General features: G+C 30.9%; 10 protein-coding genes and 1 pseudogene. All 11 read left to right on the plus strand.

Annotated features, from left to right (window positions below):
* Positions 1 to 7 precede the first annotated feature (7 nt).
* The 11 genes and pseudogenes from ACZM4J_RS00065 (at position 8) to ACZM4J_RS00115 (ending at position 11,987) form a co-directional block, all read left to right on the plus strand.
* Positions 8 to 1,504 carry a hypothetical protein gene (locus tag ACZM4J_RS00065; protein ID WP_022166159.1) on the plus strand — a complete coding sequence of 499 codons (1,497 nt, stop codon included), beginning with the start codon at positions 8 to 10 and terminating at the stop codon, positions 1,502 to 1,504.
* A gap of 1 nt (position 1,505) precedes the next feature.
* Positions 1,506 to 2,651, plus strand: coding sequence for a glycosyltransferase family 1 protein (locus ACZM4J_RS00070; protein WP_022166160.1), 1,146 nt, complete (start codon positions 1,506 to 1,508; stop codon positions 2,649 to 2,651).
* The gene (locus tag ACZM4J_RS00075; protein WP_022166161.1) at positions 2,626 to 3,774 is read left to right on the plus strand and encodes a hypothetical protein; all 1,149 of its coding nucleotides are present in this window, start codon (positions 2,626 to 2,628) and stop codon (positions 3,772 to 3,774) included. The genes ACZM4J_RS00070 and ACZM4J_RS00075 overlap by 26 nt, the downstream gene beginning before the upstream one ends.
* Positions 3,755 to 4,915 (plus strand): glycosyltransferase family 2 protein, encoded by a 1,161-nt coding sequence (locus tag ACZM4J_RS00080; protein WP_022166162.1) that lies wholly within the window; start codon positions 3,755 to 3,757, stop codon positions 4,913 to 4,915. Before ACZM4J_RS00075 ends, ACZM4J_RS00080 begins: the two co-directional genes overlap by 20 nt.
* Before the next feature lie 26 nt (positions 4,916 to 4,941).
* Positions 4,942 to 6,033, plus strand: coding sequence for a glycosyltransferase family 4 protein (locus tag ACZM4J_RS00085; RefSeq protein WP_022166163.1), 1,092 nt, complete (start codon positions 4,942 to 4,944; stop codon positions 6,031 to 6,033).
* Positions 6,034 to 6,048: 15 nt separating this feature from the next.
* Positions 6,049 to 7,059: a glycosyltransferase family 2 protein gene (locus ACZM4J_RS00090; RefSeq protein WP_022166164.1), complete on the plus strand. Its 1,011-nt coding sequence runs from the start codon at positions 6,049 to 6,051 to the stop codon at positions 7,057 to 7,059.
* A complete protein-coding gene (locus tag ACZM4J_RS00095) occupies positions 7,049 to 8,074 on the plus strand; it encodes an acyltransferase family protein (protein WP_022166165.1) in 1,026 nt (341 codons plus the stop codon). Before ACZM4J_RS00090 ends, ACZM4J_RS00095 begins: the two co-directional genes overlap by 11 nt.
* An 89-nt stretch (positions 8,075 to 8,163) precedes the next feature.
* Positions 8,164 to 8,595 (plus strand): annotated as a pseudogene (locus ACZM4J_RS00100) (acyltransferase family protein); the annotation flags it as partial.
* 8 nt (positions 8,596 to 8,603) lie between these two features.
* Positions 8,604 to 9,800: a glycosyltransferase family 4 protein gene (locus tag ACZM4J_RS00105; protein WP_428245023.1), complete on the plus strand. Its 1,197-nt coding sequence runs from the start codon at positions 8,604 to 8,606 to the stop codon at positions 9,798 to 9,800.
* Between the two features lie 9 nt (positions 9,801 to 9,809).
* Positions 9,810 to 10,781 carry a glycosyltransferase gene (locus ACZM4J_RS00110; RefSeq protein WP_022166167.1) on the plus strand — a complete coding sequence of 324 codons (972 nt, stop codon included), beginning with the start codon at positions 9,810 to 9,812 and terminating at the stop codon, positions 10,779 to 10,781.
* A 12-nt stretch (positions 10,782 to 10,793) separates the two neighbouring features.
* Positions 10,794 to 11,987, plus strand: a complete 1,194-nt coding sequence (locus ACZM4J_RS00115; protein WP_022166168.1) for a glycosyltransferase family 4 protein — start codon at positions 10,794 to 10,796, stop codon at positions 11,985 to 11,987.
* The last annotated feature ends 40 nt before the right edge of the window (positions 11,988 to 12,027 follow it).

The following is a 12,027-nucleotide window of genomic DNA, read 5'->3' on the forward strand; positions in this document are numbered from 1 at the left end:
AAACATAGTGAATAGATATATCGCAAAAGAAAAACAAGGGGCTTGGCTAATAATAAAGATTCTTATAGCAACATCAGTGTTTTTATTAATATGCTCTCGTGCATCTTCCATGATATTGAAAACTTATGGGGATGATTCGGATATTTTTGTTATGTTAGGTAAACTTACAAAAGATGGAATGGTTCCATATAAGGAGTTCTTTGATCATAAAGGTCCGTTTATTATATTAGTAGAATATTTGGCATTTTTGTTACCCAATTATAAAGTGGGATTATTTGTTATAGAATTATTATTTATTACAGCAACATTAATGGCGGAATATAACATTTTTAAATTATATTTTAATGAGAACAAGTCTTGTATTTTTACAATTGTAAGTTTATTTGTATTAAATATATATTATCAGGGAGGAAATTTTACTGAAGAATATTGTCTTCCATTTTTGATGTGGAGTACATTCTTTTTTGTAAAATATTCCAATAGAAAAAATAAGAAAAATGTGGAGCACAATTTAGGGTATTCCTTTTTTTATGGTATCACATTTACTGTATGTGCTTTAACTAGAATTACAAATGCTTTGCCGCTATGTGCGATAATACTGGTATTATTTGTATATGTATTATTTGAAAAAAGGTATGATATTATTTTAAAAAATATTCTTTGGTTTGCGTTAGGAATACTGGTTAGCCTTACACCATTTGTTATATATTTGATTGCAAAAGGTGCTCTGAAGGATGCAATCTATGCAACATTTATATTTAATTTTAGATATGCAAAAGCAAGCACAAATGAAAAATATCTGTTAAAGGAACAAATTAAGACAATAGTTTATTTAATTCCAATTTTTACAGTATTTTTAGTAAGCTGTTTCAAAAAGAATAAGTTGAAGACAAAAAATATATTATCTATATGTATGGTTGTTATGAGTGTATTTGCGATAGTATTACAAATAAGTGGGCAACCATATCGACACTATCTTATAATATGGTTACCATTATTATGTATTGGTGTATGTATAGTTGACTTGAAATCGATAAAATATAGAACGTATAGATATGTTTTAATGCTTTTCCTTATTATAAGCTCGTGCATAGTGATAGGAAAAAATGTGAGTGTTTTAGCTGATAGTTGTAATCTTGTCACAAAAAATGAAGAACAAGATTATGCGAAATATGTTAATGATTTAAAGGAAAAAATTCCAGGTGATAAGTTAGACAGAGTTATTGCATATAATGTTTTAGCTAAGTTCTACATTATATCGGATATAAAGCCATGTTATAAATATTGTATATTACAAGATTGGCAGTGTAGTCATGATAGTAAAATGACATTAGAGTTTGAGAAAATGATTAAGTCGTTAAAGGCTCAGTACATTGTCATTACCAAGGATAGTATAAATGCTTATGACGGATATATTAATCAACATTATCATCAGAAATATGAAAATAAGTATTTTGAACTGTTAGAAATTAACTATAATACAGATTACGTTAAAGGAAGATAATATGAAAGCAATTCATGTTCTTGTTTTGGATACGGTAATGGATCGTGGTGGTGCAGAAACCATGATTATGAATTACATGAGAAATATAAATAGAGACGTAGTGAAGTTTGATTTCCTTACAAACAGGGATTATCGGGCTGCTTACGAAGATGAAATTGAAAGCCTTGGTGGCAGGGTATACCATATGTGTCCTATGTATCCCAGCAAATTTCATCAGTATAAAAAAGAAGTTAAGGAGTTTTTACAGGAACATCCTGAATATAAAATTATACATAGCAATTTAGAAGAGAGAAGTTACCTACCGCTTAAAGTGGCGAAGAAAATGGGCGTGCCTGTTAGAATATCCCATTCACACAACAGACCGTTGGGCATTAATCCAAAACTTTTTGTGAGATATTATTTCAGATTCATGTTGAAATACTATAACACTCACATGTTTTCCTGCGGAGAGGAAGCAGGGGACTGGCTTTATGGCAAAAAGAATCGGGACAAAGTAATTATTATGAAAAATGCCATAGATGCTAATGGGTATAGATACAATGAAGCTGTTCAGGATGAAATGAGAAAACAGCTTGGACTTACAGATAAGAAGACAATTGGTCACGTGGGAAGATTTTTCCCACAGAAAAACCACGAATTTCTAATAGATATATTTGACGCCATTCACAAAAAAGAACCAGACGCAGTGTTAGTGCTGGTCGGTGGTGGCGAGACAGATGACATCCTAAAAAATCACATTAAAGAAAAGGTAGCCAAACTGGGGCTAACAGATTCAGTGAAATTTCTTGGCGTAAGGAACGATGTGGAAAAAGTAGTGCAGACATTTGATGTATTCCTTTTACCATCGTTGTTTGAAGGCTTGCCTGTAACAATGGTGGAAGCACAGGCAGCAGGTTTGCCTTGCGTAATATCAGACAGGGTGCCGGTGGAATGTGACATTACAGGTAATGTGACAGTGGTGCCACTGGACGAAACACCTGAAAAGTGGGCGGATGTTGTGATAGACAAAATAATCAATTTTGAGAAAAAAGATACTTACAGCCAAATTGTAGATGCCGGGTTTGATATTAAGGCACAGGCAGTATGGTTGGAAGAGTTTTATAGGAAAGCGTTGGAGGAGAATGGATTTAAGTTATCAGAGAATTAGACAAAAGAATAGAGATACAACATTGTTATTAATACCTTTGGTAGCAATACTTGCAAAATTCATTCACTTGTATATGCTTCCGGATAACTATTACTTTGACAGTTGGAGACTACTTACCATGCTTACAGGTGGCAAAGGAATGGCTGCCTGGGGTGGATATCAAAGCACAGTAGATTTTTATAAGGCAATAAATTTCTTTAATTGGACAACGTTGACACAGTGGAGCATAGGACTTGGAATAATTCTTACACCAATAGCCATGATTATAATTTCAAGAACTAAAGAAATGGAAATGAGAGAATGTATTTTCACGTTGATGGTTGTAGGATTACTTAATATATATGTGTTCAGTATTACTAAAGAGACAATTCAGATTTGTTTCTTCTTTTTAGTGTATTTGATTATTCAGTTGCCTCTTAAAAACACATTACTTAAGGTAATAGGTTGTGCGTTAGTGTTTTATTGGGAGAGTACATTCTATAGGTCTTACTACATAATTATGGCGGCAATGACAATATTTATGTATTTGATTTTTGTATGGCTTAAACAGAGAGAAAAAATTAGACGAAAACATGTAGTCATTATTGTACTAATGTGCTTTATGGCGGTGTTTGCGTTTTTCTATGCAAGTCAGTTTGTATCACATGATGATTACATAAGTGCATTAAATTCAAGAGATGGCACAACGGAAATGAATGAAGGCGCAAGTACAAGTATTGAGAATCCAATAAAAGTTAATGGTAACTTAGGAATCTTTATGTATGATTATGTAATTAATGCGGTGCGTATGATGGTGCCAATAGAATTGGCGTTTAAGGGAATATTTTACTTGCCCTTTGTAGTTTTTCAGTTTTTTATATTGTATTACTACTTTAAGGCGATTAAGAATATTAAAAGTTTGGATGACAACATGATTGTTGTGGTGGCGTGCTATAGTGCCTACTTCTTCGGGTCGGTTGTTTTTGAACCGGACTTCGGTTCGTGGGTAAGACATGAGGCTGCAACATTCCCAATATTACAGCTTTTGGCATACAAGAGTAATTCGTACAAAAACTTGGAAGAAAAATCAGAAGAAAAACCAAAGAAAAAAAGGGTGGTTATTTATGAAACAGAGGATGTATAACACTTTCTCAAGGATATTTAAAAATCATGTAATTGCAAAAGTGCTGTCGGAAGTGGGCTATGCATTATTGATGGCTTATTATATGGTGGCAAGGAATTTTGTAAAGAGCAGAAGTGCTATTGATGTGAATTCAGCCAGAAATAAATTACAAAAATCTAGCAGTAAGCCGGCAATGGAAACTAATGCTGTTAACAAAGAATATAGCAAAGATTTGTCGATTGTTGTACCAGCTTACAATTCTGAAAAAACTATAAAAGAATGTATAGAGTCAGTAATAAAACAGACTACGAAATATGATTATGAAGTTATAGTTGTTAATGATGGTTCAACAGATGAAACAGGAAAAATCGTGAAAGCTATTGGAGATGAAAGAATTATCTTAATTAATCAGTCAAACAAAGGTTTTTCCGGAGCAAGAAATAGGGGAATAGATGAGAGCAATGGAAAGTATATTATGTTTCTTGATTCAGACGACACTTTGGTTGGTGAATGTATTGAGAGCATGATGAACAAAATTGTGCAGGAAAAAGCTGATATTGTACAGGGAAGTTTTTACAGTTATGTTGAGGGACAGAATAATCGCAATTATTGTCGGCTTGAAAATAAAATCATTAATGAAAAAAACAAGATGATTGGAAATCCCGGGTATCCATGGGCAAAAATTTATAAGAGAGAAATGTTTAATGAATTGAGATTCCCATTAGATGTTTGGTTTGAAGATACAATTGTATGTCTGATTTTGTTTAGAATGTGTCAAAAAATGGTGGTGACCTCTAAGGTTGTATATGCATACCGATTGAATCCAAATGGAATCACCTTAAAAGCACGTCATAACAAGAAATGTGTGGATCACTATTGGGTAATGGAATATGTATTAGGAAAAGCAAAACAGTTAGGGTTACCAAATGATGAACTCCAATACACATTAGTTAAAGGGCATATGTCATCACTATTATATAGAAGATTGTCATTACAACCTGAAGAGGTTATTGAAAGTGCTTTTGTAATGGCATGTGATTTGTTAGGAAATATACGTCCTACAAATCATGTAGAATCAGGAAGATTAATTGAAAAAGACATTGAAAAAAGTCTAAAAACACGAAATTATAAATTATGGAAATTAGCTAGTTTTATAGTATAGAGGCAGATATAAAAAACGGAGATAAAATGAAAAAGATTTGTTTTTTTTCAGGAGACATTACAAGAAGTGGTGGAACTGAAAGAGTTGGAACAGTTATAGCAAATGAATTACATAAAAGAGGCCAGTTTGAAATAAGTATTGTTAGCTTATGGGAAGATAAGAAGAAAACATTCTTTCATTTAGAACAGGGCATAAAAAGAGATACATTGTTCTCAGACCATATCAGTGGAAAAAGAATATTAACTTATGTGAAGGCTGTTAAAAAATATGTAGAGAATAATCAAATAGATGTGTTGGTAGATATAGATGGAATACTTGATTTGTATTCAATACCAGCATTAAAGAAAACGAAGTGCAAGTTAGTGTCATGGGAGCAGTTTAACTACTATGTTAATCCTTATGTAAGCTACAGAAAACTAACAAGAAAAATGGCAGCAAAAAAAGCAGATGCCATTGTAGTTCTTACAGATGAAGATAAACATTTTTATGAAAAAGAGACTGACGTGAAAACAAAATTAGTGAGAATTCATAATCCGATGCCTGGTAATGTTAATACTACAAGTTACAATATGGATAGTAAAACAATAATTAGTGTTGGCAGATATACAGAACAAAAAGGGTTTGACATGCTAATAGATGTTGCAAATCAAGTGTTCAGTAAACATTCTGATTGGAAATGGCTTGTTATTGGTGATGGTGAAGATAAATATGATTTGCAACAGAAAATAGAAAAATATAAGTTGCAAAAAAATATTATTTTGAAAGAACACGTGGATGACATAAATGAATACTATAGGAAAGCTGCAATGTATGTTCTAACATCACGCTATGAAGGTTTTGGACTTGTTCTTACTGAAGCTAAGACGCAGGGATTACCATGTATTAGTTTTAATTGCCCTGCAGGTCCAAAGGAGATAATTGCAGATGGAATCAATGGTTATCTGGTAGATTGTTTTGACATAGAACAAATGGCAGGAAAGATTAATGAACTTATAGAAAATGAAAGCAAGAGAAAGTTATTTTCTGAGAATGCGTTGGTTGGAACAGAGAAGTTTAACATAGAAGAGATTGTTGAACAGTGGAGTGAACTGTTTACACAATTGTTGACAAATGATTAGATTAGTGGAGAAAAAATGGAAAAGGTTTCGGTTATATTACCCATATATAATGTTGAAAAATATTTGAAAAATTGCATAGAGTCAGTTAGAAATCAAACTTATGAAAATCTTGAAATCATATTAGTTGATGATGGTTCAACAGATAATAGTGGAAAAATATGCGACGAAATCGCAAAGTCAGATGAAAGAGTTATGGTTATTCATAAGCAAAATGGAGGACTTGCAGCAGCACGAAATACAGGATATCAGGAATCAACAGGAACATATCTCATGTATGTAGATAGCGACGATATTGTGAAGAAAGATGTTGTAAAGAAATGTGTTGAAGCAATTGAAAAAGAGAACTCAGACGTTGTGATTTTTGGATACGAAAAAGTAGACGAAACAGGAAATATTATCGAAACATTTAAATGGGAAAATGCGACGTACACTAATGAACAAATGCTTAGAAAACTGTATGATTCGATTCAGGAAATGTCTTTTGGTTATGCATGGAATAAACTTTATCGTAAATCAGTAATAGATGAGTCAAAGATTCTTGGAGACGCAAAAGTAATTGATAGAGAAGATTTAATTTATAACTTGGAACTTCTTAATTATTGGGAAAAAATTACTTACATAGATTACGTTGGATATGAATATTTGCAACGAAGTACAAGCTTACTTCATAATTCTAATCTGGCAAGATTAAATGGAATTGAATATTTCGTAGAAAAAATATTTGATACAGAAATAAAAAATAATGAAGTAAAAAAGAAAGTTTTTAATATGGTTGTACTTCATTATATGGCAGATGCAATTACAAAAAATATTATTTGGAATAATGATTTGTCAGGAAGAGAAAAGAAAAAGCTGATTAGGAAGACAATGGAAAGATGCAGTCATCAGGAAGAATTATATTTAGATAAAGATAATCCAAGATATTTGCAGCAGATGTATAAAAGTATTAGGAGTGGAAGAAGCGGGTACTTTTATTGGTATGTGAAGTTGGGGGATTGGAAGAGAAAGGGAACAGATGGAAAATAAATATAAGTTTACAAAAGAACATACACAGGTTGCAAAAGGTGTAGCATTATTGTTGATGTTATTTGATCATTTATATTGGATGGATTATGGAAAATATACTGCATTTATAAAATTACCAAATGTAAATGATATTCCTTGGTTAATTGGCTCAGTAGGAAAAATATGTGTAGCAATGTTTTTATTTTTGTCCGGTTATGGAATGTTTTTTTCTCAACAAGGGAGAAGTTATTCAATAAAGGATTCATTAAAAAGAATATATAATATATGGATTCAATATGCTTTTATAACAATTATAATTATTGCACTTGACTTAACTTTGGGCAAAATACAGTTAGATATTAGAAAAGTAATATTAAATATTTTTGCATTAGATTATTCATATAATAAATTTGCGTGGTTTATGATTACATATATTGTAATTATTTTTGTATTTCCTTTAATAAACAAAATATATAGCAAGACAAACGGGATTGTGCAAATAGGAATATTAGTAGGAATCAAAGGTGGAATAACTGTTATAAATACAGTGTTACAAAGTAAATGGGTAGTTCCAGAAATTATATATAAGACGTTTATTGAACCATTTATGTTTTTGCCTGTATTTTTAATTGGCTATGTATGTGCTGAATACAAGGTGTTTGAAAGAATATTAATTTTTATTCAGGATAAGATTACTAAAAAATACAAACTAGGATTAGGAATAATATTAATTGGAATATGCATATTTATGCTACAAATTCAGGCTACGGTATTTGATAATATAACAGCACCATTATTGTGCTTTACAATACCATACATATTGATAAATGGAAAGGTAGCAAAGATTTTGCAATATATAGGAAAGATGTCAACTAATATGTGGTTAATACATTATCCGATTATGGTGACTTTGGCAAATGCGTTAGTGTATGCGCCTAGATATTGGTTATTGATATTAGTATGGTTAGTGGTAATTATGATTCCGATTTGTTATTTGATAGATTGGGTTTGTAAATATGTAAAAATAAAAAGGTAATGGTTTTGTGCTTAATTTGGCTGTTGATTGCATATGATGTTTGGCGACAGACTGAAAATGGATTTATAGGATAATCTTTACCATTTGTATTAGGAATTATTTTTGCTTTTAGTGATTTGAAGTGGGTAGAAGAAAAGTTAAATGATTTAAAAAAATATATCTTAATAATTATTAGCTTTACGATAGTGTTTTCTTTTACCTTTTTTACTTGGAGTATTTTAAAATGGCACATTGATTTTCCAGTATATTTTATATCAACAATAGGAATAGTTTGTCAAAATATATTTGTAATTTTAGTAGTATTGTTGGCAATGAAATTTATTAGTAATAGCATCATTGGAAAATATATTGGAAAGGTGTCTTATGAAATATTTTTGCTACATCAAATTGCTATAGATATATTTAAGAATCTTTCTCAAAACATAACAGTAGTAATAATATGCTCAATAGGATTGGTAATCTTGTTGGGCAGTGCATTTCATTGGATAATGGAAAAGTTAATAAAAAGAGTAAATAGGTGATAATGTATATGAAACGTATGGCAGTGATTTCAGCAGGCTTTGTACCTGTTCCAGCGGTAGATGGTGGAGCAGGCGAAGTGCTTACGACGGAGCTGATAAATGGTAATGAAATAGCTGGAGATTTTTTTATGGATATATATACAATAGAATCTCCAAAGCTTAACAAAATTAAATACAAGAATGCAGAAATAATTCAAGTACATATTAATCCAATTAGGTGGTTTTGGTGTAAAGCAAGAAATGCTTTTTTGAAGTTGTTTAAGTTTAAGTATCGTTTTATACCATATAACCAGGAATTGATACATAAATACTTTCGGGATAATTATGACATTATTTTGGTAGAGAACAATATGCAGGTGTTTGAAGATATATATAATCATGCGAAACATGGGAAAAATCACATGATTTATCATATGCATAATGACATAGATGGAACTACAAAACCTGAATACCTATGTAGATTTATTGCAGATAAGGCAGAGAAAATACTGACTGTAAGTGATTATTTAAAAAAGCATTTTAATCAGGTTGCACCAAATGACAAAACAGAAGTTTTTTATAATTGTGTGGATTTAGCAGTTTTTAATCCAGACAAACTTAAGAAAACAGCGGAGTTGAAGGAAAAATATAAAATCAATAATAATGATTTCGTGTACATGTATACAGGAAGAGTTTGTCCCGAAAAAGGAGTGTTGGAATTAATTAGAGCTTTTAAAAAGGTGTTAGCTAAGGCACCAAATGCTAAGTTAATGGTTGTAGGTAGCAGATGGTATAATCAAATTGATAAAGATGAATATTTTAATTCTTTAATTGAAGAATCAGAAGAAATTAAAGATAAAATTATCTTTACAGGTTATATATATCCAGAGGATATGCCGGAAATATATGGTTTGGCTGACGTTTTAGTAATACCTACACTGTGTCAGGAAGCTTTTGGTATGGTGGCTCTTGAAGGGATGGTAATGAAGATTCCAATTGTTGCGACGTATTCGGGAGGAATGACGGAAGTTTTGGAGGGTGTAGCATATCTTGTGAAAAAAGATGAGTTGCTAGTGGAGAATCTTTCAAATGGGATGGTGGAATATTACAAAAATGTAGATCAGAGAAATAAGATAACAGAGAAAGCATATAGGAAAGTGACAGCAACTAGAGAGTTTAATAAAAATAATTATTATTCAGAGTTTATTCAGAAAATAAAAATATAGGTAATGAAAATGAAAGTAAGCATAATAGTACCTGTTTACAATGCAGAAAAGTATTTAGATAGGTGTGTTGAAAGTATAATAAAACAAACTGAAGAAGATATTGAAATTCTTTTAATAGACGACGATTCTACAGATTCATCAGGCAGAATGTGTGAAGAATGGGCAAAAAAAGATTCTAGAATACGAGTGTTTCACATAGAAAATATTGGTGTATCTAATGCTAGAAATCAGGGAATCAAAAATTCTAACAGTCCATATATCATGTTTGTAGATAGTGATGATTGGATTAAAAAAGATATGGTGGAATGTCTGCTGAAAAACATTGAAGAATCCAAGTCACAAGCTGTGTTCTGTAATTATATAACTGTAAGAGATGGAGAAGAGACTCCATGCGAAGGTATATTAGAATACAAAGTATATCAGAGTGATGAAGTAGCTAAGATAATCAGTAATATGTTTGGAGGAGGTAGATATTATTCATCAATATGGCGTGGTATTTATAAAAGAGAAATAATAGAAAACAGGAACATTTGTTTTCAAAATCTACAGTTTGCTGAGGATTTGGTTTTCAATTTAGAATATTTGCTGAATTGTAGCAGAGTTAAAATAATAAAAGATGAATTGTATTATTACAGAGTAAATGGTACATCAGCATTACAGTCATTAAAAAATAATGTAGATGAGATTCAGAAGGTACCGTATGAGATTTATTCCTTAATAACAAAGTATAATTGTTTAGAAAAATATAGTGCGGAGATGCTTAGCGAGTTGTCTTTGACGGTTAAGAGACTATTTGACATTAATAATAAGTATTCTAACTTTAAAGTAAATGCAGCAAATTTTAGAAAATGGAATTTTAAAGAAATAGAGAAATATTCAAATAACGACAGAATATCTAAAATGTATTTTCAAAGAAAATGGATAAAGTTGTATGTTTATTTGTGGATTGAGAAAATTAAAAATCATATACATAGAGAATAGTTGGAGAAACAGATGAAGATAGCAATGATTACTCCTGGGTATTTGCCTGTTCCGGCCGTAAAAGGTGGAGCTGTTGAGGTCTTAATAGAAGAATTACTAAAGGGAAATGAAATAGAAAATAAATGCACGATAGATTGTTACACAATTGATGATGAAAATATCCAAAAAAGAGGCTATAGAAATACAAATATTAAAGTAGTAAATATAAAAACATTTACAAGGATAAAAAATAAAATAGTTAATAGTCTGTATGCTTTATTTAAAATAAAAAAATGGAGAACTTCCTTTTCCAGAGAACTTATTAAGTTACTAAAAAAGGAAAGCTATGATTATATAGTAATACATAATAATACTATGGCGTACAGGGACATCTATGAAAAAACAGCCAATAAAAATAATTTGATTTACGTTTTACACAATAACATTGGTGATGACCCAAATCATATAATCATCGCAAAATTAATTGGAAAAACAGCAAGAAAAGTATTAGCAGTTAGTAATTATACAAAGAATGATTTTATAAAAATAACAGGATCAAAAAATGTAGATGTATTATATAATTGTATAGATTTTAAAAGATATTTGGTTAAGATATCCCATAAGGAAAAACAATATATGAGAGCGGAATATGGAATTAGTAGTAAGGACTTTGTTTTCATATATAGCGGAAGAATAGATATTTATAAAGGAGTCTTGGAATTAGTAAAAGCTTTTAAGAAAATAAATAGAGAAGATGTAAAATTGTTAGTTGTTGGAAAATCGTGGTTCGGCGATGAAAATGTTAAGGATGAATATACTTGCAAAGTACAGAAAGAAGCAGAAAAGGTTAAAGAAAAAATTATATTTACTGGTTTTGTTGATCCTGAGCGAATGCCTTTAATGTATCAAATGGCAGATTGTTTAGTGGTGCCTTCTATTTGGGAAGAACCATTTGGAGTGGTTGCTTTGGAAGGAATGGCATCAGGACTTCCTTTGATTGTTACTAATTCTGGAGGCTTGCCCGAAATTGTTAATGACAAATGTGCAGTTATTGTTAATAAAGAAAAAGATATTGTCAATAACTTAACAGACGAGATGAACAAAATGATGATAAATGAGGCAAAAGCTAAGAAAATGGGAGAATGTGCAAGAGAAACTGTACAGAGTAATCTAGAGTATGATTCCAGAAATTATTTTGGATTGTTTTTAAAAAAAACAATAGGTTAAAATTCGAAGATTCTTATTGTTTTATGAGGTGACAGATTCT

Source organism: Eubacterium sp. (assembly GCF_057858645.1).